Annotated in this window: 28 protein-coding genes and 1 pseudogene; 12 read left to right on the forward strand and 17 right to left on the reverse strand. The window is 37.9% G+C overall.

Annotation, left to right across the window (positions count from 1 at the left end):
- Nucleotides 1-82: 82 nt before the first annotated feature.
- Together ACZ48W_RS08785 and ACZ48W_RS08790 are read right to left on the reverse strand one after the other, a co-directional pair.
- The gene (locus tag ACZ48W_RS08785; RefSeq protein ID WP_464827999.1) at nucleotides 83-913 is read right to left on the reverse strand and encodes an SIR2 family NAD-dependent protein deacylase; all 831 of its coding nucleotides are present in this window, start codon (nucleotides 911-913) and stop codon (nucleotides 83-85) included.
- 45 nt (nucleotides 914-958) lie between these two features.
- Nucleotides 959-1,816, reverse strand: coding sequence for a hypothetical protein (locus ACZ48W_RS08790; protein WP_464828000.1), 858 nt, complete (start codon nucleotides 1,814-1,816; stop codon nucleotides 959-961).
- Between the two features lie 170 nt (nucleotides 1,817-1,986).
- On the opposite strand from ACZ48W_RS08790, the gene ACZ48W_RS08795 reads away from it, so the two are divergent.
- Nucleotides 1,987-2,691 (forward strand): leucine-rich repeat domain-containing protein, encoded by a 705-nt coding sequence (locus tag ACZ48W_RS08795; protein WP_464828002.1) that lies wholly within the window; start codon nucleotides 1,987-1,989, stop codon nucleotides 2,689-2,691.
- 32 nt (nucleotides 2,692-2,723) lie between these two features.
- Here ACZ48W_RS08795 and ACZ48W_RS08800 read toward each other — a convergent pair.
- From ACZ48W_RS08800 to istA, 3 genes and pseudogenes are all read right to left on the reverse strand, one after another.
- Nucleotides 2,724-3,233: pseudogene (locus ACZ48W_RS08800) on the reverse strand (IS256 family transposase); the annotation flags it as partial.
- Between the two features lie 81 nt (nucleotides 3,234-3,314).
- Nucleotides 3,315-4,070: an IS21-like element helper ATPase IstB gene (istB, locus tag ACZ48W_RS08805; protein WP_464830485.1), complete on the reverse strand. Its 756-nt coding sequence runs from the start codon at nucleotides 4,068-4,070 to the stop codon at nucleotides 3,315-3,317.
- Entirely contained in the window at nucleotides 4,054-4,740 is a 687-nt protein-coding gene (gene istA, locus ACZ48W_RS08810; protein ID WP_464828003.1) for an IS21 family transposase, read from the reverse strand. Before istA ends, istB begins: the two co-directional genes overlap by 17 nt.
- Nucleotides 4,741-5,002: 262 nt before the next feature.
- Here istA and trmD point away from each other — a divergent pair, with 262 nt between their 5' ends.
- The 4 genes from trmD to ACZ48W_RS08830 all read left to right on the forward strand — a co-directional run bounded on the left by trmD (nucleotide 5,003) and on the right by ACZ48W_RS08830 (nucleotide 7,858).
- The gene (gene trmD / locus ACZ48W_RS08815) at nucleotides 5,003-5,698 is read left to right on the forward strand and encodes a tRNA (guanosine(37)-N1)-methyltransferase TrmD (RefSeq protein WP_464828005.1); all 696 of its coding nucleotides are present in this window, start codon (nucleotides 5,003-5,005) and stop codon (nucleotides 5,696-5,698) included.
- A complete protein-coding gene (rplS, locus tag ACZ48W_RS08820) occupies nucleotides 5,688-6,047 on the forward strand; it encodes a 50S ribosomal protein L19 (RefSeq protein WP_464828007.1) in 360 nt (119 codons plus the stop codon). Before trmD ends, rplS begins: the two co-directional genes overlap by 11 nt.
- A 293-nt stretch (nucleotides 6,048-6,340) precedes the next feature.
- Nucleotides 6,341-6,916 (forward strand): hypothetical protein, encoded by a 576-nt coding sequence (locus ACZ48W_RS08825; RefSeq protein ID WP_464828008.1) that lies wholly within the window; start codon nucleotides 6,341-6,343, stop codon nucleotides 6,914-6,916.
- Between the two features lie 6 nt (nucleotides 6,917-6,922).
- Complete coding sequence (locus tag ACZ48W_RS08830) at nucleotides 6,923-7,858, forward strand: hypothetical protein (protein WP_464828009.1); 936 nt, start codon at nucleotides 6,923-6,925, stop codon at nucleotides 7,856-7,858.
- Here ACZ48W_RS08830 and smpB read toward each other — a convergent pair.
- Nucleotides 7,852-8,313 carry an SsrA-binding protein SmpB gene (smpB, locus tag ACZ48W_RS08835; protein ID WP_464828010.1) on the reverse strand — a complete coding sequence of 154 codons (462 nt, stop codon included), beginning with the start codon at nucleotides 8,311-8,313 and terminating at the stop codon, nucleotides 7,852-7,854. The genes ACZ48W_RS08830 and smpB overlap by 7 nt on opposite strands.
- A gap of 48 nt (nucleotides 8,314-8,361) precedes the next feature.
- On the opposite strand from smpB, the gene truC reads away from it, so the two are divergent.
- Nucleotides 8,362-9,108: a tRNA pseudouridine(65) synthase TruC gene (gene truC / locus ACZ48W_RS08840; RefSeq protein WP_464828012.1), complete on the forward strand. Its 747-nt coding sequence runs from the start codon at nucleotides 8,362-8,364 to the stop codon at nucleotides 9,106-9,108.
- 48 nt (nucleotides 9,109-9,156) lie between these two features.
- Nucleotides 9,157-9,378 (forward strand): VF530 family protein, encoded by a 222-nt coding sequence (locus ACZ48W_RS08845; RefSeq protein WP_464828013.1) that lies wholly within the window; start codon nucleotides 9,157-9,159, stop codon nucleotides 9,376-9,378.
- 18 nt (nucleotides 9,379-9,396) lie between these two features.
- Here ACZ48W_RS08845 and ACZ48W_RS08850 read toward each other — a convergent pair whose 3' ends face one another.
- The 4 genes from ACZ48W_RS08850 to ACZ48W_RS08865 all read right to left on the reverse strand — a co-directional run bounded on the left by ACZ48W_RS08850 (nucleotide 9,397) and on the right by ACZ48W_RS08865 (nucleotide 14,237).
- A complete protein-coding gene (locus tag ACZ48W_RS08850) occupies nucleotides 9,397-10,362 on the reverse strand; it encodes a fatty acid desaturase family protein (protein ID WP_464828014.1) in 966 nt (321 codons plus the stop codon).
- Nucleotides 10,363-10,440: 78 nt separating this feature from the next.
- Nucleotides 10,441-11,217 (reverse strand): 4-(cytidine 5'-diphospho)-2-C-methyl-D-erythritol kinase, encoded by a 777-nt coding sequence (locus tag ACZ48W_RS08855; RefSeq protein WP_464828015.1) that lies wholly within the window; start codon nucleotides 11,215-11,217, stop codon nucleotides 10,441-10,443.
- Entirely contained in the window at nucleotides 11,217-12,047 is an 831-nt protein-coding gene (truB, locus tag ACZ48W_RS08860) for a tRNA pseudouridine(55) synthase TruB (RefSeq protein ID WP_464828017.1), read from the reverse strand. Before truB ends, ACZ48W_RS08855 begins: the two co-directional genes overlap by 1 nt.
- 123 nt (nucleotides 12,048-12,170) lie before the next feature.
- Nucleotides 12,171-14,237, reverse strand: coding sequence for an ATP-dependent helicase (locus ACZ48W_RS08865; protein WP_464828019.1), 2,067 nt, complete (start codon nucleotides 14,235-14,237; stop codon nucleotides 12,171-12,173).
- A gap of 220 nt (nucleotides 14,238-14,457) precedes the next feature.
- Here ACZ48W_RS08865 and ACZ48W_RS08870 point away from each other — a divergent pair, with 220 nt between their 5' ends.
- Nucleotides 14,458-15,360, forward strand: coding sequence for a LysR substrate-binding domain-containing protein (locus ACZ48W_RS08870; protein ID WP_464828020.1), 903 nt, complete (start codon nucleotides 14,458-14,460; stop codon nucleotides 15,358-15,360).
- A gap of 9 nt (nucleotides 15,361-15,369) precedes the next feature.
- Here ACZ48W_RS08870 and ACZ48W_RS08875 read toward each other — a convergent pair whose 3' ends face one another.
- From ACZ48W_RS08875 to ACZ48W_RS08905, 7 genes are read right to left on the reverse strand one after another with little or no spacing between them, the layout of a single operon-like run.
- Complete coding sequence (locus ACZ48W_RS08875) at nucleotides 15,370-15,819, reverse strand: hypothetical protein (protein WP_464828022.1); 450 nt, start codon at nucleotides 15,817-15,819, stop codon at nucleotides 15,370-15,372.
- A gap of 10 nt (nucleotides 15,820-15,829) precedes the next feature.
- Nucleotides 15,830-16,420, reverse strand: a complete 591-nt coding sequence (locus ACZ48W_RS08880) for an aminotransferase class IV family protein (protein WP_464828024.1) — start codon at nucleotides 16,418-16,420, stop codon at nucleotides 15,830-15,832.
- 9 nt (nucleotides 16,421-16,429) lie between these two features.
- Nucleotides 16,430-17,350, reverse strand: a complete 921-nt coding sequence (gene cysK, locus ACZ48W_RS08885) for a cysteine synthase A (protein ID WP_464828026.1) — start codon at nucleotides 17,348-17,350, stop codon at nucleotides 16,430-16,432.
- 17 nt (nucleotides 17,351-17,367) lie between these two features.
- On the reverse strand, nucleotides 17,368-18,015 hold the full coding sequence (locus tag ACZ48W_RS08890) for a carbonic anhydrase (RefSeq protein ID WP_464828027.1): 648 nt from the start codon (nucleotides 18,013-18,015) through the stop codon (nucleotides 17,368-17,370).
- A complete protein-coding gene (pyrC, locus tag ACZ48W_RS08895) occupies nucleotides 18,008-19,024 on the reverse strand; it encodes a dihydroorotase (RefSeq protein ID WP_464828029.1) in 1,017 nt (338 codons plus the stop codon). Before pyrC ends, ACZ48W_RS08890 begins: the two co-directional genes overlap by 8 nt.
- Entirely contained in the window at nucleotides 18,996-19,358 is a 363-nt protein-coding gene (yidD, locus tag ACZ48W_RS08900) for a membrane protein insertion efficiency factor YidD (protein WP_464830486.1), read from the reverse strand. Before yidD ends, pyrC begins: the two co-directional genes overlap by 29 nt.
- Nucleotides 19,355-20,719, reverse strand: coding sequence for an apolipoprotein N-acyltransferase (locus tag ACZ48W_RS08905; protein ID WP_464828030.1), 1,365 nt, complete (start codon nucleotides 20,717-20,719; stop codon nucleotides 19,355-19,357). Before ACZ48W_RS08905 ends, yidD begins: the two co-directional genes overlap by 4 nt.
- Nucleotides 20,720-20,729: 10 nt before the next feature.
- On the opposite strand from ACZ48W_RS08905, the gene yajC reads away from it, so the two are divergent.
- Genes yajC through ACZ48W_RS08925 form a run of 4 tightly spaced genes read left to right on the forward strand, consistent with a single transcriptional unit; the run spans nucleotide 20,730 to nucleotide 23,922 of the window.
- Nucleotides 20,730-21,020, forward strand: a complete 291-nt coding sequence (gene yajC, locus ACZ48W_RS08910) for a preprotein translocase subunit YajC (protein ID WP_464828031.1) — start codon at nucleotides 20,730-20,732, stop codon at nucleotides 21,018-21,020.
- Complete coding sequence (gene secD, locus ACZ48W_RS08915; protein WP_464828032.1) at nucleotides 21,007-22,587, forward strand: protein translocase subunit SecD; 1,581 nt, start codon at nucleotides 21,007-21,009, stop codon at nucleotides 22,585-22,587. Before yajC ends, secD begins: the two co-directional genes overlap by 14 nt.
- Complete coding sequence (gene secF / locus ACZ48W_RS08920) at nucleotides 22,587-23,558, forward strand: protein translocase subunit SecF (RefSeq protein WP_464828033.1); 972 nt, start codon at nucleotides 22,587-22,589, stop codon at nucleotides 23,556-23,558. Before secD ends, secF begins: the two co-directional genes overlap by 1 nt.
- A gap of 25 nt (nucleotides 23,559-23,583) precedes the next feature.
- Nucleotides 23,584-23,922 (forward strand): DUF6394 family protein, encoded by a 339-nt coding sequence (locus ACZ48W_RS08925; RefSeq protein ID WP_464828034.1) that lies wholly within the window; start codon nucleotides 23,584-23,586, stop codon nucleotides 23,920-23,922.
- Nucleotides 23,923-23,943 lie beyond the last annotated feature (21 nt).

Consider the following 23,943-nt stretch of genomic DNA (forward strand, 5'->3'; position numbering starts at 1 on the left):
AACACTCCCAGAAAAATAATTTCTCATCTATGTTTTTTAACTAAAACACAAGAAGCTAAAAAAATAACAATAGCTAAAAAAATCAGAAGCACCTTTCTATTTTAGTTAAAGCTTCCAATGCCCCCATAGAAAGATTTACTGTACCGGCGAAGGCTTCACGAGGATTAATTCTAATAAGTTGGGTATTGAAGTCTATTGCTACTTTTTCCGATCTCATTCTTACAGTTGGAATTGCCATACCTGCACCCACTTCAATAACAACAAGTTTAGCTTTATTTTTTCTAAGTTCATTCAGCCATATTCTGAATCTTTTAGCTTGCTCATTGGTTCTTGCACTATTCCAATTGGTATCTCCAAACATCAGTATATTTGGTCTGGCTATATCTTTACAGTTTGGGCAATAAGGTAAAGGATCCTGTGCCTGAAAGCTGTTGTTAATAGCAATAGATACATTACTTGCATCCCATAATTTATTTTGGCAATTATTTATACATTGCAAATGGTGTATTGACCCATGGCACTCCATAATTTGATTTTCACGAAATCCTGCTTTTTGAAATTGTCCATCTACATTAGAAGTAAAAATAAAACTATGGTATTCTTTATTTTTTGAGAGATCCAAAAGTATTTTAAAACCATTATGAGGTACCGTATCACGATATAAATGCAATCTATGACCGTAAAATGCCCAAGCCAATTTTGGATCCTTTTTGAACCATTTTGGGTTTGCCATATCTTCAAAGTTCAATCCTAACTCTTTTGCTTTTGGATATTCATTCCAGAAACCTTTCGTTCCTCTGAAATCAGGCAGTCCACTATCTACACCCATTCCAGCACCAGCAGTAATTAACAGAGCATCTGCAGATCTAAGTATTTCACTCACTCGTAAAATGTTCTTTTCTATTTTAGGCACTACTTCTCCATATAAGGCTTAATAATATTAAATCAAATAAATCAATTATCCTACAATGAAATGTATATTTTTATTTTTATATTTATCTAATAAGATATTTTTTTCTATTAAATAGTTTCTAAACATATCACCTTCTCTTTGAGAACGAGTTTTACCACTTGAATCACATTGTCCCCCGCCAAATTGACTGCAAAAACGATACTGTTGATTGTTGATAATGTATTGAGTTTGCCAATACCTTTTATCGTGATCATCATGAATTATTTTTTCCGATAGTGCTATAAAAGGATAATTTGAATTTAAACCAAGTTTGTCTCGTGAGTACTGTCGGCTTTCTAAATTATTTAATTCACTAATATCATTTTCACACAATTTGATAATACTTGAAAGGTGTTCCTTAATAAACTCTCCAATTCTTATATCTATAACTGAGGAGTTAGTCATATCATTTTTATGTTCAAGAAATATATTTTCTATAAAAGCACTTACCGGCTCCCATAAAGTTATCATTTTATTATTCTCTTCAAAAATTTTTGCATGGTTGTGTTCTGATATTGTTTTCATACCATTATAATGACCTAAAAAAGTTTTTGGTTCGATCTTGCTATGCTTCACTAAATCATCCAATAAAACTTCTTCAGTATTGCCATTGGATATAGCCATATATGTATTTAATATTTGATAATTAAATTGATGTTTTTTTCGCAGCCATTTAGGTACTTTTCTTCGGACTTTTTCAATTTCATTTTTATACCTATTTTCGTTTGATTGGGCTTCTGCTTTTAGTTCAGATAGAACTATAATCATTTTCCAAAGTTCATCAGTATAATATTCATCATTATTTAAAATACTATATTTATGTAAATTTCTCAATGAGGAGAGCAACTCTTTAAAATTAGACATAAATCACCTTCTTACTTTTCAAAAGTTTAACATATTTTATTTAAAGTATTCTTATTATAATAATACTTATTCTTTTTTTAAAGAAGTATTAAGCTATTACTTTAATAAAACTCCGTAGAATGATAGAATAGTTATTATGAACTTTTCTAGTGTAGTAAGGAATAGATAGAATGTTAAATAATGATAATTTTTATGATTTAATAAAATGGGCAAACGATAATAACATATCTGAACAAACCATTCCAAGAAATATACAAAAACTTGAAAAATTAACAAGGCTGACCTTATCATTCTTAGATTTAAAATCAATTCCAGAAAGTATCTCTTGTCTTGCTAATTTAATATATCTTGATATATCCAACAATAAATTAACTTACCTTCCGAATAATATTGGTAAATTACAAAACTTACAAATTTTAAATGTTGCAAAAAATAACCTTTCTTCATTGCCAAGTAGTATTGCTAAACTAAGTAACTTAACAACTTTAAATATAGGACATAATAATTTTGTTTGTTTCCCCTGTAGTATTCAACAGCTAACAAATTTATCTGAACTTCGAATTAATAATAATCAAATCATGTGCTTGCCTGAAGGCTTTGATTCATTAAAGAAGCTATCTTTTTTTATATTTCATCCTAATAAATTTTCAAAATTGCCAGAGTCTATTAAAAACTTAGAAAGAGTCATGGAGCGATATCGGGAGTCTGAAGAATATTTTTGGAATGATACTTTAGAAGAAGATAGCAAAGAAGCATATCTCAAATATTTAAATTTATTTATAGAAGGAATACATGAAGATGAGGCAAAAGAAAGAATTACACAAATAGATAATAAAAAAAGCACTCTTCTCAATAAAAATTTCGAGATCGTTTAGAATTCCGTGTCAGTCCAAAATAGTAACATAAGTTACACCTCTAGATATTTATCTAATCTCCCTTCAAAGAAGATAGCCAGTTGAGAAATGGTCAGCGACCAATTCCAGACTGGCATAGTCCATTTTTTAGATGCATTCAATATACCCATATAGAGTAATTTCATTAGGCTGTTTTCATTAGGAAAAGCACCCTTGGTTTTGGTCAGTTTTCTAAACTGGCGATGTACTGATTCAATAATATTGGTCGTATAGATAATCTTTCTGATCTCTTTAGGATACTTGAAATAATAAGAGAGGTTCTCCCACTTATTTCGCCAGGACTGGATAACAATAGGATACATAGCACCCCATTTTTCCTCTAGTCTATCCAGGGCTTCTTCAGCTACTTCTTTTGAGATAGCTTTGTATACAAGCTTCAAATCTTTCATAAATTCTTTTTGGTTTTTTGAAGCAACATATTTTAGTGAGTTTCTTATCTGATGTACGATACACAGCTGTACTTCTGTTTGAGGGAAACCAGACAAACCATCCACTGATGCAATATGTCAAGTGCAATCCAAAAATGTACCAATGTGCATAGCAAATATGTACCACCCGGCAACTAAAAAAGTTGCACCTCTTTCTTAAAGAATTCCTGCCTTTCTTTTTTGTTTTAGACGGTAGCTTTCACCCTGAATATTGATAATATGCGAGTGGTGAATAAGCCTGTCAAGTATGGCAGCAGTTAATGCTTCATCGTCATTGAGTACCTCCTTCCATTTAGTAAACGCCAGATTGCTTGTGATGATGATCGGTCCTGTTTCGTATTTTTTATTTATCACCTGAAACAGCAGATTTGCCTGGGTTTCATTCAATTTGATATATCCAAACTCATCCAGGATTAAAAGACGGTTGATACCAATGATCCGTTTGAAATAATAATCAAGCTTGTTGGAGAGCTTGGCACTTTCAAGCTGTAAAAGAAGGTCTGCCACAGTCATAAAGCGTGTCTTGATTCTTTCTTGTGTGGCAAGATATCCCAAAGCAATAGCCAAATGGGTTTTACCTACGCCGCTTGGACCAAGAAGCAGAATATTCTCCGTACGCTCTACAAAAGTGAGCGTGGCAAGTTCATTTAACTGTGAGCGGTTAAGCGATGCTGTTTTATAATCAAACTGATCGAGTGTCTTTACAACGGGAAAGCCCGCTGTTTTTAATGTCATGACTTTACCCCTGAATGCCCTTTGTCTGGATTCACTTTGCAGAAGCATCAGAAGATACTCACTGAAAGAAGAAGATTCTTTTGCTGCCTGATTGGCAAGTGCCTGATAGTTTTCAAACATAGCCGGAAGTTTAAACTCTCTGCAGTAAGTTTCAATTTGTTCATGAAGCATAGCCAACACCTTCAAGCAGATCTTGCTCATAGTCACTCAATTTTGTGTAGTAGCTGATATCTATCTGTGGTATAACAGGAGTGTTGCTGGTCTCTTTGGGTTGCACTTTTGCACGTGAGGGAACATAGGGCTTTAGATAACGTTTCTCTTCTTCCAATCTGTGTGCTGGTTTTTCCCCGGTAGTTCCATGGATACGTTCGTTGGTACGTGCAATCCAACCAAAGATATGGCTGTTTAACAGTTCGGGAGTAATAGCAATACCACTGCCCCTCAGTGACGCTTTGAGTGGAATATAGAAGTTCTCCTTGATATAGCGGTTTAGTTTTTCAACCTTGCCTTTTGTCTGTGCCCTGTAAGGTTTACAAACCTTGGGTACAAACCAGCCTTTGGAGAAATCAAGAAATTCCTGATTGAACCCATGTTTGTCCTTGCCGTATTTATCTCTTTGTATGATCGCACTTTTAAGATTATCATAGAGAATAGTTTTTGGTGTTCCTCCAAAATAGGCAAACGCTCTTTCATGACACGCCTGCCATACTTCCTGTTTCATCGAATCGGTGAAATAGATAAAGGGTGCTCTGGAGTATCCCAATATCATCACAAAACCATAAATGGGATCTTTACCGCTTCGTATGACCGTCCAATCTACCTGTGCCTGAAATCCAGGATCTGTCAAGTGCAATCCAAAAATGTACCAATATGCATAGTAAATATGTACCACTTGGCAACCCCGAATTTAAATCCAAAGTGCAATTTTACTCGCTTGTATAATCAAAAATAATGGGGAAAACAACTTCCTATACGTTATAATATCGTATATGTATTCCCATCATCTTGATGGGGATGAGAACCCCTTATATTTTTATTTTGGTTAAGAGAACTTTACATTTAGAAGTAACATTGAATAATAGATAGATTAAAATTTAGAAAGGCTTAAAATGCGCTTTAGTTTCGTAACACTTTTTCCTGATCTTATTAAAGGATATTTCTCAGAAAGTATTCTGAAACGTGCGATTGAAGATAAAAAGATCTCTATTGATTTTTTTAATCCGCGTGATTTTACCACGGATAAACACAACCGAGTAGATGCACCGATGATAGGCGGCGGTGCAGGTATGCTTATGACTCCGCAGCCTCTTATGGATACCTTGACACATATAAGAGGATCTTCATCTAAAGCACATGTAATATTTCTCTCTCCTGTAGCTAAACCATTTACCCAAAATGATGCAAAACGTTTAGCTAAAAAAGAGCATATAGTGTTTGTCAGTGGACGGTATGAAGGTATAGATGAACGTGTGATAGAAGCTCAGGCAGATGAAATCTTTTCTATAGGAGATTTTATTTTGACAGGCGGAGAGTTGGCCAGTATGGTGGTATGTGATGCTATTGCCAGAAATGTCGATACAGTACTTGGGAACAGAGAGTCTCTGGAGATAGAGAGCTTTGAGTCCTCTCTTTTGGAAGCCCCTTCATTTACAAAACCGACAATTTACGAAAATAGTGAAGTTGTTTCAGAGTTCTTAAAGGGTAATCATAGTAAAATCACGGACTTAAAAAGAGGGTTGGCTTTGTGTAAGACAAAGTATTTCCGGCCAGACTTATACAAAAAAGGTATAACACATGAGAAATAAATACATTGAAAGCTTTGAAAAAGCACAATTAGAAAACAAAAGCGTTCCTGATTTCAGAGCAGGTGATACTTTAAGAGTAGCTGTTAGAATTAAAGAAGGCGAAAAAACAAGAGTTCAGAACTATGAAGGTCTTTGTATCGCTATCAGAGGTCAAGGTACAGGTAGAACATTCATGGTAAGAAAGATCGGTGCTAACAGTATCGGTGTTGAAAGAATCTTCCCACTTTACTCAGAAAGTATTGAAAGTATCGAAGTACTTAGAAGAGGTAGAATCAGAAGAGCTAAATTGTTCTATCTTAGAGAACTTAAAGGTAAAGCTGCAAGAATCAAAGAACTCAGAAGAAAGTAATCTTTCTTTCTGCTTCATTGCATCTTCACAGGAGTTGTTCAGTCACTTACTGAATGTAAGCTCCTTCTCAACAACCTACAAATCTACAATAAATGAAAAAGAAAGATTTAGTTTCTTTTATGTGTTTAATCTTTCACAACAGCAATCTAAAGCAAAATAATCTATTTTCTAAATGGAAAGTAATTTTTCTTGACAATTGATATGTTATGTGTCAAACTCTTAACTCTTAACTCTTAACTCTTAACTCTTAACTAGCTATAATATTCTTTCGAAATTATCAAGGATATTTTATCATGGTGCTCAAAATTAAAAACAGATTTATCTCGCTTTTACAGCTTATACTTGTGATCACCTACATCATCTTTGAAGAGCTGATTTGGGAAGGAATCGCAAAGCCTATTTATGAGGCAGTCCATGCGCTTAAGATCCTGCAAAAAATAGAAGAGAAGCTTCAAAAGGTGAATGCTTCGGTAATACTGGTCATTTTTGTATTTTTGCTTGGAATGGTCGAAACTTTGGGGATCTATGCAGGTATTCTTTTTGTAAGCGGTCATGTGCTGTTTGGTCTATTATTATATCTTGCAAAAATACCTATTGCAGCGTTTACGTTTTGGATTTTTAGAGTTACGGAAGATAAACTCATGCAGTTTAGATGGTTCAAATGGCTTTATGAATGGATAATGAGCGGGATAGACTGGTTAAAGTCACGTGAGATATATACTCAAACAATGGAACGTTTGTATGAAGTGAAAGCAGGTATCAGAAAAAGTATTAAATCTTTGAAAGTGAAATATTTTTCCAAAGAGAGTCCTTTTATTGAAAAGATAAAATATCTCTACAGAACCGTAAAAGCATCACTTCGTAAGTAGCAGATGATGAAAAACAGCAGATCATTCTGGTTTTGGGGTATTCCTTTAGGATTGATGGTTGTCTTGTCCGTGCTTTTCAGCATAGAGGAAAGTCGTACTTTTTTATTGGCTTTATTTCTTGGGGTGATCGTTCTCATTAAAAGAAATATTATCAGTGTACTGGCAACATTTTTTCTGATAAAAGGCAAGTTCATATTAAAACTTTTTTTAAAAAAGATATTTTTTCTTTCTGCTACGGGACTTGGAAAACGTTATATGATCGAACGTGTATTGACACATAATTTTAAAATCCATTTTTTTGATCATATTAACAATGATATCAAACGGCTGATACAACATGCGAAAAAGAATTTTTATAGTTTTCCTTTAGTGAAAAAAGTGATCACTATTTTTACTTTTCTAGGTTCTTTGGGCTTTGTAGGGAAATTTATGGGTGGTATGCTTGTGATGAAAGTATTCATTGCCAAAGTATGGAGCTTTTTACTTGCTGTTTTCTTAAAAGTAAGTACGGCGATCATCTATTTTTTTACAGATTATTTATGGGGAAGCTGGTTGGCACCGGTGATTGAAATAGTGATATTTTCCTGGTTGATCTCATGGATGGAGAAGATCCCTTTCCTAAAGAAAGGACTGCGTAGAGTATATGTATTTTTGCTGTTCATATTCGGATGGATGGAGTATTATATAGCAAAGATATTTCACATACCTCTCAAACGTATTCTAAGGTGGTCTGCAAAGAAAATACAGTCTGCTATTCATCGGTTTATAGGGTATGAACGGGTTTCACTTTTTAAACGTTTAAAAGAGGTGAGAACACTGAATCCAAATGCCCATATAAAACTTATTCAAAAAAGAAAAAAGAGAATCAAAAAGAAAAATTATCTCTCAGGAAGAGAGCAGCTGAAAGAGAAACGGATCAAGCAAAGAAAAGATACTCAGTAAGATCGGTTTTTCATTGCTTGATGCGCTTCTCTGTCAAGGGTTTTTGCCTTCATGTCTGCACGTTTGTCATGCAGTTTTTTTCCTTTGGCTATGGCTATACTTACCTTGGCATAATTGCGTTCATTAAAATAGATCATTAACGGTACGATAGTGAGCCCGTCTTTATGAACTTTCATATGAAGTTTTTCCAGTTCTTTTTTGTGTAAAAGCAGTTTTCTGGGTACACGTGTATCTGGGCTGAAATGTTTATGTGCAGTATCAAGATGTGCGATATGTGCATTCATAATATACAGTTCTTCCTGTATGAAACGACAGAATGCGTCTGAAAGGTTGGCACGTTTTGCCCGAAGTGCTTTCACTTCAGCACCGGTCAGTACGATGCCTGCTTCAAACTTTTCAAGTATTTCATAATCATGTCTGGCTTTTTTGTTCTGTGCAACTATAGTAATAGCCAAAATGTTCCTTCTCTCGTATTTTTGTAGAATTATATCATATAATCATCTATGGATAATATCAATTTTAATACCTTGGAAATAGTTTATCAGGATGAGTATCTGATAGCGGTCAATAAACCTTCCGGACTCTTGGTACACAAGTCTCCGATAGACAGACATGAGACAGAATTTGCCCTTCAGCTGCTTCGTGATCAGATAGGACAATATGTCTATCCTGTACATCGTTTGGATAAACCTACTTCCGGTGTACTGCTTTTTGCCCTTGGATCAGAGACGGCCCGGATAATGTCATTGCTTTTCCGCTCACATGAAGTGCAAAAGGAGTATATTGCAATAGTACGTGGGTATACGGAAAGAAAAGAGCTTATAGATCACCCTCTCAAACAGATGCTGGATACAAAAGAACAAAAGAAAAAAGGTATGATCAAAGAAGCACAGGAAGCACAAACCTATTATGAGCGTTTAGCTACGGTTGAGCTGCCATATGCAGTCAGCCGTTATCCCGTAGCACGCTATTCACTTGTAAAACTTTTTCCAAAATCAGGGAGAAAACATCAGCTTAGACGACATATGAAACATATCTTTCATCCTATTGTCGGAGATACAAAGCATGGCAGGGGAGAGCATAATATACTGTTTAGAGAAAAGTTTGATGTTCACCGTCTTTTGTTGCACTCGCATAGAGTCTCTTTTATTCATCCTGTTACAAAGAAAAGGGTGGTATTGGAAGCCCGGATAGACAGGAGTTTTTTGAAACTGTTTGAACATTTCGGATGGAAAGAAGTAGACTATTAGGTTATAATATTGCTGTAGCAGTCAAATATCCCAAAGGAAAAAATATATATGAGTGAAGAACACAGCAATAATCCTCTGCATGGAATAAACTTAAAACAGATCATGAATGAACTGGTTGAATATTATGGCTGGAGGGAGTTGGGACAGCGTATCAATATCCGATGTTTCAACTATGATCCTTCTATTGCTTCCTGCCTCAAGTTTCTGAGAAAGACACCGTGGGCAAGAAAAAAAGTTGAAGATCTGTATATTGACACAATGAAAAAGTAGAGTAGTGTCTAGAGACTTCTAATATTCTTTCAAGGCATGATTGATCTGGAAATAAGCCGTAAGGGGATCTGTTTCAAAATAGGGAATGTGATGTTTCTTTGCAAAATCTTTTGTCATCTTTTGTACTTTAAGAAGGTTGAAACGAGGTGCTTTCGGGAAAAGATGATGTTCGATCTGTGTGTTCAATCCACCATAGAACCAATGTATAAACGTACCGCCTGAAAGTGAACGGCTTGTTCTCATCTGCAGTTCCATCCATGAGAGTTCTCTCCCCTCTTCTTCATTGAATGTCTTACATCCCAAATGGTTTGTAATAAATCCGAAGGCTAACCACGGAGAGAGTACAAAGTTCAGGGTAAGTGCGACATACAGCGTGTTTAAAGCATCAATCTGATAGATAAGAGTTCCCCAGATCAATGGCCAATGAAGCAGCATAAGTGCAAACTCACCCCATAGCTTCCGTGTAATCACAAATTTATAGGATTGTGCAATGAATGCAGGGAACATAAAGAACATGGAACCCCAGAAAATAAGATATTTGTATTTTTTGATGAAGGGATTGTCTCCTCTATTGGGAGTAAAAGCTCCGTCAAGGGCACGTATGTCTTCATCTTTCTCTACAATATTACAATAGGTATGGTGATTGATATTGTGTTTATGGTCCCACCATGAAGAAGAATTGCTCAGAATAAGTGCGGAAAAAGGGTAGCTTAATTTTTTTGAGAGAGATTTGCTTTTAAAGTACTGCGTATGTAATATATCATGTGATACGAATACAGAACGTGTAAAAACAAGCGTCATAAAGAGTCCCAGGAGGACAGGGTTCCACAGAGGTGCTGTAGAGAGTGCAACTACCATGGAAACAATGATAGCAGTCATCTCAATACTGCCGCGTACGGGGACACGATCCAATAAACCTGCTTCACGTACATGAGTTTTCAGTTCATTAAAAATATCTGGATAGGGAGTAGTTACAGTGGACATGGAGCGAGGATACTTTTTTTATAATTTTATGGTGCGTATTATAACTTTTATAGATTAATGCAATGGTGAAACAAGGTTTTAGTCTTCCTTCACTCTAAAAAATGTACTTCCGCTTCCAGAAAAGAACCATCCCTCTTTGGCCATATGCTTTAACTCGGGATAAGCGATGAGTGCAGCAGCATAGAGATCATTCAGTATAACAGGATCTGCTATGGTTCCCAGCAGGGTCAGGGAGTCTACTTTTTCCCATTCTGTGAAAAGGCATGGTGTAATGTCATCGAGAAAATGTTCTTTGAATGTGCGATATACTACGGCAGTGTCACAGCCTATATTTGGAGTATAGAGTTCCAGTGCCAGGGGTTTTTCATCAAAAGGTTCAACGATCTCACCAAATCCGGATACGTTGGCTGAGGAGTAGTTGTAGATGAAGAAAGGCAGATCGGCACCTATAGTGCTTCCCAGTCGGGCCAATTCTTCAGTAGGGATGTCAAGGTTGCATACTTCATTGAGTAAACGAATAAAGGCTGCAGCATCTGAACTGCCTCCGCCCAAACCTGCCTGGCTCGGGATATGTTTGCTGATCACTACTTTATGTTTGGTAAAAAAGTCATGAAGAACAGAACTCTCTGTGTAGTCATTAAGTACTTTGAACGCTTTGTAAACAGTATTTGACTGCAGGGGTATATCATCACAGCCTTCTATGGTAAAATCGGTACATTTACACGGTGTAAAAGAGATAGTATCATAAAGGTCTTCCACCCTCATAAATCGGGAGAGCAGCGTATGATATCCATTTTGATGACCGGTAATCTTTAAAAAGATGTTGACTTTGGCATGGGCTTTGATACTGTACATTATATATCCTCAAATTTCGGTATTCTGTTGAATCTGTATTTTACTTCATTATCTACTATCTCGATAATAGAAAAAAAGTTTGAAGTCTCTATCAGATAGATACCATTTTCTTTGGTCTCAAAATAGTCAATGGTTAGCTTTTTCCCTAACTCCAGGTAATCCTCTTCACCTGTGTAAACATTGGAAGGAAGGGCCAAATGGGTAAAGGGATTTAGTGCTTTTTCATTATCATAGTAGAACTGTCCTTCATGGATGCGATGCAGACTGGAGAGGGTACCGTCTACTTCCAGCTTATCTGCTATCAATGCACCCAGACTTCTGATATAGGTTCCTTCACTCACTTTGGCTTCAAAATGGACAAAGGGATGGTTGTAGTTTAGAAGTTTTATGTCATAAATGGTGGAAGTGATGGTTCTTAGTTCCACCTCTTTTCCCTCACGTGCAAGTTCATAGGCTCGTTTACCGTTTATCTTCTTGGCACAAAACTTTGGTGGGTAGTAGGTGAGCTCTCCACGCAGTGAATTTAACACTTCTTTTATGTGACTTTCATCAAAAGTCCCAACCTCTTTTATGCTATCTACTTTCTCTATATCAAGACTGGGAGAGTTTGCTCCCAGCCATAGGGTAGCCTTGTAGCTTTTAGGTGTTTTGTTGAGATATTGAAAAAGTTTGGTGTATTGACCCGTAGCTACGATGAGGCAACCTGTAGCAAAAGGGTCCAGTGTCCCGGAAAAACCTACTTTTTTAGTATTGTATTTACGTTTGACATAGCCCATATAGCCATTTGAAGTACGGAAGATGGGTTTGTTTACGACGAAGAGACGGTTCAATTTTTATCCTGTGGGGTGCGTGGTGCCCAAAGGAAATGCCCTTGGGTACCAACGTACCTTTGATTTTATGTTAAATATTATATTTTGTTTGTATTTTTGGTGCGTTGGCAAACGCACCCTACGTTATATTGATTGCACAAAAGAGCTTAAGATCTCTTTCTTGTTCCCACCAAAATTAATGAGAAGTTTGTATTCTTTACCGGATTTATTGGCTGCCTGTACCCGTCCGATACCAAAGATCTTGTGTTTCACGAGATCACCTTTTTTAAAGGCTGAACTTTTGGTGATCTTTAAACTGGCATCCTGAATGAGACCTGCTTCACCCAGGAAACGGCTTTTATCTATCATTTTACGACGGCCTTTGTAGAAGCGGCTGTCAACATAACAGAGGGTAAGGTCTGACTTGGCTCTGGTAATAGCCACATAGCCTAAACGGCGTTCCTCTTCCATGTTGCATCCTTCTCCAAGCAACGGGAAGAATTCTTCCTCCAGACCGATCACAAAGAGGTGTTCGAATTCCAATCCTTTGGCAGCATGGATACTCATGATAGTAATAGCATCTTCCTCTATCTGGTCCTGGTCACTCTGGAGTGAAATGTCATTGAGGAACTCATCCAGTGTAAGATCGGGATTTTTGATGACAGCATCCCTGAAATAGCCGTAAAATTCATCAATATTCAAAATACGGTCAAAACCGTCAACCATACCTGCATAATGGTCTTTGAGTTTAATACGTTCCTCGAACAGTGAGATAAAGTTGCCAAGTGAACTCTGTACCTCTTCCTGTAATACTTTGATATCTTCAACAAGTTCGGTCAGAGCAGTAGATACTTTTTTGCTGACCACCACAGGAAGTTTTCCGCCTACACTCTGTTCTATGTAATCATAAAGTGAAAGTTGAGCATCAAAAGCAGCTTTTTGAAGCTTTTCTATGGATGCTTTGCCAATCCCGCGTTTTGGTTTGTTAATAATACGCAGAAGTGAAAAATCATCATGAGGATTGGAAAATACCCTGAAGTAGGAGATGATATCTTTGATCTCGGCACGTTCATAAAAACGCATACCGCCAATGAGTTTAAACCCCAGGCCTTCTTTGGTAAAACCTTCTTCAAGAGAACGTGAAAGTGCATTAATACGGTAAAGTACAGCAATTTCGTCCGGATCGACGCCCTGATCCAGAAGTTCATGTATCTGATGGGCAATGGCTTTGGCTTCCATTGATTCATCCAGAGAGTGAAGCAGTTTGACCTCTTCACCTTCACCTTTATGGGAAGTCAGTATTTTCCCCAGGCGAGTTGAATTATGTTCTATAAGGGTATTGGCTGCTTTTAAAATAGGGTCGGTAGAACGGTAGTTGATCTCCAGTTTGACGGTTTTCGTGTTTTTAAAGCGGTCTGCAAATTCCAGGATATTGCGAATATTCGCTCCCCTCCATCCGTAAATACTCTGGTCATCATCACCTACAACACAGAGATTTTCGTGTTCGCTGCAGAGATGCTCAAGAAGCCGGAACTGCAATTCATTGGTGTCCTGGTACTCATCGACCATGATATACTTATATCTGTTACTGGTCTCTTTTCTCAGTGCATCATTTTCATCAAGTATTTTATAGGTCAGCATAAGAAGATCATCAAAATCAACAAGATTGTTCTCTTCGATATTTGCCTGATAACGTGCATAGATCTCTGCTACTTTTTTGTAGTCAGGGAGCTCAGCTTTTTGAATGACCACTTCAGGTGTAAGCAGTGAATTCTTGTATTTTGAAATCTCACTGGCAATAAATGAGATGTTGAGGTCTATCTTTAATTCTTTGGCGATGGAACGTAAAAGGCGTTTTTTATCATCGCTGTCAATAATGACAAAGGTATTGCTTCGCCCCAGTTTCTCAATATGGAATTTTAAAAAAAGCAGGCCGAACTTGTGAAATGTACATAAAAGCGGGGGATAAGAGACTTTGGCAGGCATGAGTTTCAATGCACGTTCCCGCATCTCTGAAGCAGCTTTATTGGTAAAAGTAAGTGTTAACGTATTGGCAGGGTCTATGCCTACTTCACCTACCAGGTATGCCAGTCTTGCAGTAAGGGTTTTGGTCTTTCCGCTTCCTGCACCGGCAAGGATAAGCATTGCACCATCAATATGCTCAACTGCCTCACGTTGTGATGGATTAAGTCCATTTAATATATGTTCCATAAGTTTTTTACTCTCCTATATTGTATATATTATATCGTTAAAATTATTAAGGGTACCTCTTCAGCCAAATCCAGAAATAGAAAAATTTGATCCACTTCCCGATATACTATAAGTAAAATGAATTGTATGAAATTAATAAGGTTTCCTTATGAATAGTTAAGTATAATTTGATACAATAACAATAGTTAAATTTTTATATACAAAACAATAAGGAAACATAATGTTAAAAGATTTTGTAAAATTAGAAACTTTCTTAACGGTAGCAAGAGAAAGAAGTTTTTCTAAAGCGTCGGCGAAACTGGGTATTTCCCAACCTGCAGTGACACAGCAGATCAAATTTATTGAAAAGTATCTCGGTGTCAAAATCATTGAGCGTAAAAAGAATGGTATCAAACTTACTTTAGAAGGGGAAGAGCTTTACAAAATAGCGACCAGACTGGAAAAAGAGATCAATGCTTCAGAAAAAGATATACTGAAGATCATCAACAAAGAGATGACATTCAGACTGGGGGCATCATTCACGATAGGAACGTACGTCATACCGGGTGAGTGCCTTAATGCTATGAGTGAAGCGATCAATAATGATGTCAATTTAAGTATTGATGTGAGCGATAATATTATAGAGAAACTTAAAGACAGAAAACTGGATGTAGGTCTGATAGAATCACCGGTGATGGATAATGACCTGATCTACAGGGAGTGGCGGGAAGATGAACTTGTTCTTGTAAGTAATGTACCTATTCCTAAAATAGTTAAAACCGAAGAGTTATATGACTATCAATGGATATGCCGTGACGAGGGTTCCCATACAAGACGTGTTGTTTCTGAAGTATTTGAAGAACTCGGTGTATCATGTAAAAGCTTTAATGTTCTTTCTGAAGTAAGTAATACGACAGCGGTATTACAAACGATCAAAAGAAGTAAAAAAGATGAAGAGAAGCCTGTAGTCTCTATTATTTCCAAATATGCTATTGCAGATGAAGTCGCTGCAGGTGAACTTTTTGAAGCAAGACTCAGAGGATATACGATGACACGTAAGTTCTACATTGTGTATTCAAAAGAGAATAAGCACAATGCTTATGTAGACAATGTGGTAGACTATATCCTGGCAGGGCAATGTTAAGGAAAACTGCTATTTCTTTTTCTTGAGAAGCTTTTTGTTCTCAGGATTATTGAGCAAGGCTTCCATTGAGTTTTTTGAAGTTTTTTGTATGGTTTTCGGTATAACAGGATTGGCAAGATTGATCACAAGAGGATGGTCCCCTACAAAAATCTGTTTTATCGCAAGCAGTGGAACGGTTACCGTTGAACCGAAATTCTCACTTCCAAACCCCGCTTCAAAAGAGAAGTATCCCTCTTCAAGTTTTGCAGTTTCATAGGTGTATCCGCTTAAAATAAACAGTACAGTCTCATTAAAAGTCTCTTTTATGCTTGAAGGAAGTTCCGGGTTGAAGTTGACATATTTTATTTCACAGGCAAGTGCGAATTCCTGGTCTTTGCTGAACAGGTACCCAATCGTTTTTACGATATGCTCTTCTATCAGTGTTCTATATTCCGGTGTTTGAAAAAGGTTGACCGTCATTACTTCCCTTTTATAAATCTATTGTGAAATTATTTAGAATTTTAAATCCTATCATAGCATTCATTAAAGCCACGTGTGTATATTTGTCAAGATCCTCTTTTCTTATCTCTTTTTTATGTAGAAACCCTTCATCAAGTAACTTTTCCCTCATGCTTCCTTCAAGGAGAGGCCGAGCGGGTGTAACCCATTGTACACCGTTGTAAAAAGCAATGTTTGCGATGGTAGTATCGGTAAGATAACCCTCTTTTTCTATGATGATCTCATCCATACCTTTTTCTTTTTGAAGAAGAGTGTTCAGCTCCTTTCTATCTGCATATTTGTAATCATAGGTAATATCGGAAGCAATGATCTTTAATTGATGTATTTCTTTGGGTATATAGGGGATATATTCAACAGAGTGTATCTCTTTATCATATAGTATACGACAGCGATAGAGTCCCTTAGGGGGAGCTTTGATATAAGAAGCAAGATCGAGTATGTCTGTTGCCGCAAAAAGTGATTGCCTGCTTCTGTCACAGCGTGCCTGATGATAAGGGAGATTGAAAAACTCCCCGTCTTCTATTTTAATGGTCTCTAATAGAAGTGATGAACTGTCAGACAAGAGATAAACCTATGTATTAAAAAGTTCAGTAGAGAGATACCGTTCGGCGGTATCACAAAGAATAGTAACGATTGTTTTACCTTTGTTCTCAGGTCTCAGGGCAGCAAGATAGGCAGCATGAAGATTTGCTCCCGATGAGATACCTACAAGCAATCCTTCTTCTTTCGCCATTTTTCTTGCCATTGTAAAAGCATCACTATCGCTCACAGCAATCGTTTCATCATAGATAGAAGTATTGAGGATATCAGGAATAAATCCTGCACCTATTCCCTGTATTTTGTGCAGTCCTGCTGCATGTCCGCTCAGTACTGCTGAATTTGCCGGTTCTACAGCAATAGAAAGCAAGGAAGGAAGTTTCTCTTTAAGGGCTTCGGAAGTACCGGTAAGTGTTCCTCCTGTTCCTACTGCGGCAACAAAAATATCTATATTGTTATCCGTATCCTTAAGTATCTCAACCGCAGTGGTCTTTCTATGGATATCTGGGTTATCCTGGTTTTGGAACTGTTGCAGCACTATGGCGTTCTCAAGTTCCTGTACCAGTGTATTAGCCTTCTCTATGGCACCATTCATTCCTTTGGCTGCAGGGGTCAGTATTAGTTCTGCTCCGAGATAAGTCAGCAGTTTTTGTCTCTCTATACTCATTGAATCCGGCATAGTAAGGATAAGCTTAAGTCCTCTGGATGCACAGACCGCAGCAAGACCTATTCCTGTATTCCCGCTTGTAGGCTCAATAATAATACTGTTTTTATTGATTTTTCCTGCAAGCATTGCTTCATTGATCATATTAAATGCGATCCTGTCCTTGACCGAAGAAGTAGGGTTCATAAATTCACATTTACCCAGGATGGTCACACCCGTTTCATTTGAAAGTGAGTTTATTCTTACTAATGGGGTATTTCCTATCAGTGCTTCAATATTGTCAGCAATCATTCACTCTCCTTTATTTATTATTCCTTTTGGCTAAGGGGTTTGAACTCATAATTGTCATCATCATAATATTCTATTTCACCATTTTCCATATTATAATACCAAGCATGTAAAAAAAGTGTACCATCATCTACTCTTCTTTTGACCCCCGGATATGTAAGAAGATTATCAATTTGATATACAACAGAGATTTTTTCAGTATAACGTAACATTTTTTCTTCAGATTCATTTCTATAAGCAAGCATAGCCACTTTTTTAGCCTCTTGTCCCAGATCCAGCCATTTGATGGTGTGGATGTTCTCAGGTGTTTGTTCTATATCTTTATAAAGTGCTTCTATTGCTCCACAATGCGAATGTCCACAAACGATAATATCTGAAACTTCTAAAATACTTGCAGCATATTCAATAGCAGAGGCAGTTGCATGATAATCGGCATCCGGGTTATACGGTGCAACGAAATTTCCGATATTTCTTACAATAAAAAGATCACCGGGTTTACTCCCCGTGATCATAGCAGGCATTACACGTGAATCACTGCATCCGATGAAAAGTGCTTTAGGATTTTGTCCTTCTGAAACCAGTTTTTTAAAACGTTCTTTACTCTGATTGAATTTAACTTTTTGAAAGGCTTCATGTCCTTTCTCAAATTCATGAAGACGATTATCCATTTATGACATCCTTGATAGAATAGACCAGTTCTTCACCGGCATACATAGGTACAACTCCGTTATATTCAGAGGGAACCCTAAAACTTTTTTTCTCTAAAGTCACCTTTTTAGCGATAGGGGCCACCCCATAAATATGTTGTGCATTCCCGGAGATGAAAGCTTGAAGGTTTTCAAGGGGGGCATTGTTCTTCTCAAAGAGTTCTGTGAGTACCTGTAAAGCTATAGGTGCAGTGAAAACACCGGCAGCACAGCCGCATGCTTCTTTTGCATGTTTTGGATGAGGTGCAGAGTCTGAACCGAACATCACTTTCGGATGTGCTTCAAGTGCAACTTTCAGCAGAGCTTCTCTGTCTTCGGGACGCTTAGCGATAGGTTTGCAAAAAAGATGTGGCTGAAGCATACCGCCGGCAACATCATCAAGGGTGATAAGCAAATGATGTACGGTGATCGTTGCATAAAGGTTGTCAAATCTATCAAGGGCTGCCACACTCTCTTTTGTAGTGATATGTTCCATGATAATCTTGAGTTTAGGAAATGCCGTTGCAAGCTTCTCGTAAATGGAAACAAATTCTGCTTCTCTGTCCATCACAAAACCATTGGTTTCACCATGAACACAAAGGGGTATATCCAATTCAGCCATTGCTGAGAGTGCAGGACGTAACTCTTCAATATCAAAACCGCTTACGCCACCTTCAGAATTGGTTGTAATACCGGCAGGGTAAAGTTTGATCGCAGTGATCTCGTCACGTAGAGATTCCAGAAAAGCCTTGTCGTAGCTCGGCTTGAAAAAGAGGGTCATATACGGAGTGAATTTTTCATCTCCTATAGCATCCATGATACGCTGTTTGTAGGCGACAACTTCCCCTTTACTGCTTACAGGAGGTACAAGGTTTGGCATGACAACCGCTCCTGCAAAAGTATGGGCGCTTGCTTTTGCAATATTTTCCAGCATCTCTCCATCCCTAAGATGAAGGTGCATATCAAGTGGTGCATGGAGTGTAAGTTCCATCAAAATCCTTTACAATATAATATTGATTTTTATTTTTTGGTACGAGCCAATAGTTAATTTTCATTTTGCCATAAAATGCTTTATAGTTGAGTAAAGAGATAGATCTTTGCGGGATATAATGGATGACCGGGTAGTCTATCCCCCCGTCAAAAAGTTGATTACAGCGTAAAATGCGTAAAGAGCTGGCTATCAGTGCTTTATGAGGAGCATTGAATTCAAACTGCCATTTGGCGTATTCAGAACAGGTAGGGTAGTATCGGCAGTTTGCAGGGAGCATTTTGGAGATGTATTGGTATCCTTTGATGGGAGCTGTCCAGAATTTTCTTGTATCTATTTTTGTATCCTTGTTGTACCGTTCGTTATCACATAGGATTCCGACATATTTATCGCATGGTAGATCATAGTACCATACTTTTTACTATAGTATTGTAACAAAAGTTTTTGGAGTGTAGGTTCTGTAGAGGGGGTGAACCAGCCATTGTTGCTTAAAACTATCATGTTTTTCGGGTTTCCTTCATAGAGCCTTTCGCTTGTAGCTTCAAAGCAGATCGCATTTCGGTAACTTTTATCTCCAATTTTGTAATCCGTAACTTGTCTGCTTGCTTTATAGTCTACTGCTCCATCATAGAAAATTTCGTTGACCCAGTCACTTAAAAAATCCGGCAAAGGGTTACTTTCGCCAAAAGGGACAAGTATGACTTTGTTGGCTATGGTTATTTTATTTTTTGTAAAGATATAGGTTGAGTTTCTTGGTGTTGAACCATCCCAGTATAACCCACCTGTAACAATGGAGATGTGCTTGGCTTTTTCTTTTAAAAAGTTAACAAGTGTTTGAGAACGATTAATAAATACAGGAAAGACAGATTCCGGTAGGATAATGAGTTTTTTGTTCGTCTTTATAGCTTGATCTATGGTATGAAAAAGGGCTTTGAACTGTGCAGGGTGAAGTAACTCATTCCATTTGTCCCTGACAGGAGTATGTGTAGTGACGATCTGTATCGTATTGCTGCAGACCGATGGTATAGAAGGTAAAGGTTGATAGGCTGAAACTATCAATAGCAGGTAAAGATATTGTTTCTTCCAGATAGATAGACCGATAGCAGATAAAATGATGGCGAACTGCCATTTTTGAATACCCAGATAACTCTCTACGAACATCAGCTCCGGTTTCAGCCAGTCAAAACCAAAAGGATGAATGTAGCTTAGCGTGAAAAGTCCGAGAGCTTTTAGGATTAAAGTGAAGAGTGAAGAATGAAGAGTAAAGAGTGATTGTATGCGTTGCTGTGCAACGTTTTTTGTTTTAGGAGCAGGGACTTTAGTCCCGTTTGTAGGTCGGGTTGCCCTCATCCCGACAAGCTCTGCAATCCAAGCGATGATCCAAAACAGTATTCCATAGGTTAAAGCCACAAAGAAAACAACAAAAGGGATCGCCCATGGCATGTTGTAGTGTTTGAAACTCAGTCCTATCCACCAAAACCAGAATAATCCTATAAAAAAACCGGAAAAGAACCATACTTTTTTTTCTGTCTGAAGCAGGAGATATAATGCAGTTATACCCAGAACGGTATTGAACAGCGGATAAGAAAAGCCCCAGTGATTCAGGTAGATAAAGGCAGAACTCAAAAGTGCTATGAAAAAGCCTCTTGTTAGTACAAAGGTGCTAAAATGTTTACGAAAATTTAAAAATTTACTCAAAAGGATTCCTATGGGAGCAGAACAAGGCAGCGTGATTGGATCATTCCTACCACTTATTATCTTATTCGCGATTTTCTATTTCTTGATCATCAGACCACAGCAAAAACAACAAAAAGCACATAAAGCAATGCTTGAAAGCCTCGCAAAAGGTGACAAGATCATTACAACCGGTGGACTTATTGCCACGATCGTTAAACCTGAAGAAGAGTTTATCAAAATCAAACTAAATGATGACACAGTAGTAAAGCTGGATAGAGCATTTGTTGCAAAAAAGGTTGAATTGGGTAATGAAAACGCTTAATTTTAGAGTCATACTTTTTGCTTTTGCACTCATTTTCGGGATAGTGTTCTCCATCCCTTCTTTGACACAAAGTGAGAGTGGAAAAAAGATCACCCTGGGGCTTGACCTCCAGGGAGGATTGCATATGCTGCTCGGGATCAAAAGTGAGATAGCGATCGAGTCCCGTACAAAATCCATGGCTGCATCTGTAAAATACATTTTTGATGATGAAGAGATCATTTTTGATGATCTTCGTATAGTAGATGGCAAACAAATTACTTTCGAACTTCTTGACGCTGATGATGTCGCTAAAGCAAAAGAGTTGTTGAAAAAAGAGCTTGAAGGTACAGTGCTGAGTGAAAACGGACTGAAATTCTCACTTGAAATGACAGCTGACGAGATAGCAAGAACAAAGCAGAATGCCATTAAACAGGCAGTAGATACTATCCGTAACAGGCTTAATGAATTTGGGCTTGCCGAACCTACAGTAGCAAAACAGGGTGAGGACAAGATCCTTGTTGAGGTACCGGGTATTAAAACACAGGAAGATGAACAGCGTATCCGTGAACTTATTGCCCGTGCTGCACATTTGCAGCTGATGGCAGTTGATGAAGACAGAGCAGCCAGAGTAGCGACCATGAATGAAAATGAAGCAAAAAGTTATGGTGATGTGATTCTGCCTGATGTCAATACACCGGAGCGATATCTGCTTCGTCAGATCCCTGTACTCGACGGTTCCATGCTGACAGATGCCAAAGTAGGTTTTGATGAAAACAATCAGCCTGTCATCAACTTTACCCTGAACGGACAAGGAGCCAAAATATTTGGTGACTTCACTGCAAAAAGTGTAGGGAAACGTATGGCAGTCGTACTTGATAACAAGGTCTATTCCGCACCGAATATCCGTGAACGTATCGGTGGCGGGCGTGTACAGATATCCGGTAACTTTAAATTGGAAGAAGCACATGATCTTGCGATAGCCCTTCGTTCAGGAGCCCTGCTTGCTCCTGTATATGTGATGGAAAAACGTTCTGTTGGACCAAGTTTGGGTGCAGACAGTATTAAAGCAAGTTCAATGGCTCTTGCTCTTGGATTTGTTTTAGTAGTACTTTTTATGGTACTTTACTATGGTATGGCAGGTGTAGTTGCAAACGTTGCCCTTATCGGGAACCTCTTTTTGATTCTTGCTATTATGTCACTCTTTGGTGCAACACTGACACTTCCGGGTATGGCAGGTATTGTTCTTACTGTAGGTATGGCAGTGGATGCCAACGTGATCATCAATGAGCGTATCCGTGAGTTATTGCATGAGGGTAAATCGGTGGTCAAATCCATAGAAGATGGATACAGCAATGCCTTTACGGCTATTCTGGATGCGAATGTAACGACACTGATCGCTGCAGTAGTGCTTTATGCGTATGGTACAGGTGCCATTAAAGGATTTGCACTTACGATGAGTATCGGTATTCTGGCATCTATGCTTACTGCTATTGTGGGAACCCATGGTATCTACCAATGGATACTTCCAAAAATAGATAAGAAAAAACTGAATTTCTGGTTTGGAATTAAAGCAGAGGGGGCAAAATAGTGGAAGTCTTTAAATATAAAAAACCGCTTTCTCTGATGAGTAAAAGCAAGCGTTTTGGTCTAGTCTCTGTGGTATTATTGGTTCTCTCCTTGGGATTGATCCTTACAAAAGGGTTTAATTACGGTATAGACTTTGCCGGCGGTACATTGGTACAGGTAAAGTATGAGGGCAAGGCACCGATCGATAAAGTGAGAGAAGCCATTGGTAATGATAAAAACTACGAAGGTGCTACGGTTACCTATTTCGGAAGTGAAGATGAAGTGGTCATCCGTACCAAAATGAGTTCCAAATCTTTAGGTGAAGATATAGGTGATAAAATGCGTACACTGCTTCAAGACACCGGAAACTTCAAAGTAAGAAGAGTCGATATGGTAGGGGCCAAAGTAGGTTCGGAGCTTCGGGAAAAAGGGCTGATGTCGATGCTGCTTGCTATTATCGGTATCCTTATCTATGTTTCTTTTAGATTTGAATGGCGTTTTGCCATTGCCTCGGTGTTGGCTCTTGTACATGATGTTACCATAGCCATGGGGGCGGTGGTGCTTTTTGGGATCGAGGTGAATCTGGATACTCTGGCAGCACTTCTGACCATACTCGGGTACTCCCTGAACGATACTATTATCGTATTTGACCGTATCCGTGAAGGGATAAGGACCATTAAAGATCCTGATCTCGGTGCCATTATCGATGAATCGGTAACACGTACACTCTCACGTACAACGTTGACATCACTTACGACATTCTTTGTTGTATTGACACTCTTCCTGTTCGGGGGAGAGATTATAAGAGGGTTCAGTTTCACCCTTCTTGTAGGGGTCGTGGTAGGTACCTATTCATCTATTTTTGTAGCGTCTCCTATCTTGATGTGGCTTGGTTTCTCCGTTTCAGATTTCAGACTCAAAGAAGCAGAAAAAGTAAAGAGAGAGAAAGAAAAAGAGAAAATGCGTGCTATGTATGAGAATGGTACGCTATAATACAGTAAACTTTTAAGGAGCTACGATGCAATGGGGAAAAGTTTTTTATATATTTTTTACCTTAATGAGTCTCACGACATCAGCAGCATTTTTGTATGAGAATTCATTGGTAGCACTTTTTATTGCAGGAAGTGTGAATGTCGTTTCAACTATTTTGAAGATAGGGGTAAGGAACATATTGTCGGCAGAACTTCTGGCCGGTTCCCTGGTCGCCGATCTTCACCTTATACCTGCATTCTTTGCAATGAAATTTTATGATAATGATACTATGGCTGTAGGATTGGTTATCGGAGCAGTCGTTGCGAATCTTTATACGATCATTGTCTCTATGATAGAGAGTTCTAAAGAAAAAACAGATTTTTAAGTCTTGAACAGGTATATTACA

Source organism: Sulfurovum aggregans, assembly GCF_055385215.1.

Coding starts and splice junctions, on each gene's coding strand:
- ACZ48W_RS08830 (WP_464828009.1), top strand. CDS start 6,923: ATGAAAAACAGCAGATCATTCTGGTTTTGGGGTATTCCTTTAGGATTG.
- rplS (WP_464828007.1), top strand. CDS start 5,688: ATGAGAAATAAATACATTGAAAGCTTTGAAAAAGCACAATTAGAAAAC.
- ACZ48W_RS08825 (WP_464828008.1), top strand. CDS start 6,341: ATGGTGCTCAAAATTAAAAACAGATTTATCTCGCTTTTACAGCTTATA.
- yajC (WP_464828031.1), top strand. CDS start 20,730: ATGGGAGCAGAACAAGGCAGCGTGATTGGATCATTCCTACCACTTATT.
- ACZ48W_RS08875 (WP_464828022.1), bottom strand. CDS start 15,819: ATGACGGTCAACCTTTTTCAAACACCGGAATATAGAACACTGATAGAA.
- ACZ48W_RS08855 (WP_464828015.1), bottom strand. CDS start 11,217: ATGTACAGTATCAAAGCCCATGCCAAAGTCAACATCTTTTTAAAGATT.
- ACZ48W_RS08790 (WP_464828000.1), bottom strand. CDS start 1,816: ATGTCTAATTTTAAAGAGTTGCTCTCCTCATTGAGAAATTTACATAAA.
- ACZ48W_RS08890 (WP_464828027.1), bottom strand. CDS start 18,015: ATGGATAATCGTCTTCATGAATTTGAGAAAGGACATGAAGCCTTTCAA.
- ACZ48W_RS08795 (WP_464828002.1), top strand. CDS start 1,987: ATGTTAAATAATGATAATTTTTATGATTTAATAAAATGGGCAAACGAT.
- pyrC (WP_464828029.1), bottom strand. CDS start 19,024: ATGGAACTTACACTCCATGCACCACTTGATATGCACCTTCATCTTAGG.
- ACZ48W_RS08925 (WP_464828034.1), top strand. CDS start 23,584: ATGCAATGGGGAAAAGTTTTTTATATATTTTTTACCTTAATGAGTCTC.
- ACZ48W_RS08865 (WP_464828019.1), bottom strand. CDS start 14,237: ATGGAACATATATTAAATGGACTTAATCCATCACAACGTGAGGCAGTT.
- ACZ48W_RS08850 (WP_464828014.1), bottom strand. CDS start 10,362: ATGTCCACTGTAACTACTCCCTATCCAGATATTTTTAATGAACTGAAA.
- ACZ48W_RS08845 (WP_464828013.1), top strand. CDS start 9,157: ATGAGTGAAGAACACAGCAATAATCCTCTGCATGGAATAAACTTAAAA.
- secD (WP_464828032.1), top strand. CDS start 21,007: ATGAAAACGCTTAATTTTAGAGTCATACTTTTTGCTTTTGCACTCATT.
- cysK (WP_464828026.1), bottom strand. CDS start 17,350: ATGATTGCTGACAATATTGAAGCACTGATAGGAAATACCCCATTAGTA.
- trmD (WP_464828005.1), top strand. CDS start 5,003: ATGCGCTTTAGTTTCGTAACACTTTTTCCTGATCTTATTAAAGGATAT.
- ACZ48W_RS08870 (WP_464828020.1), top strand. CDS start 14,458: ATGTTAAAAGATTTTGTAAAATTAGAAACTTTCTTAACGGTAGCAAGA.
- truC (WP_464828012.1), top strand. CDS start 8,362: ATGGATAATATCAATTTTAATACCTTGGAAATAGTTTATCAGGATGAG.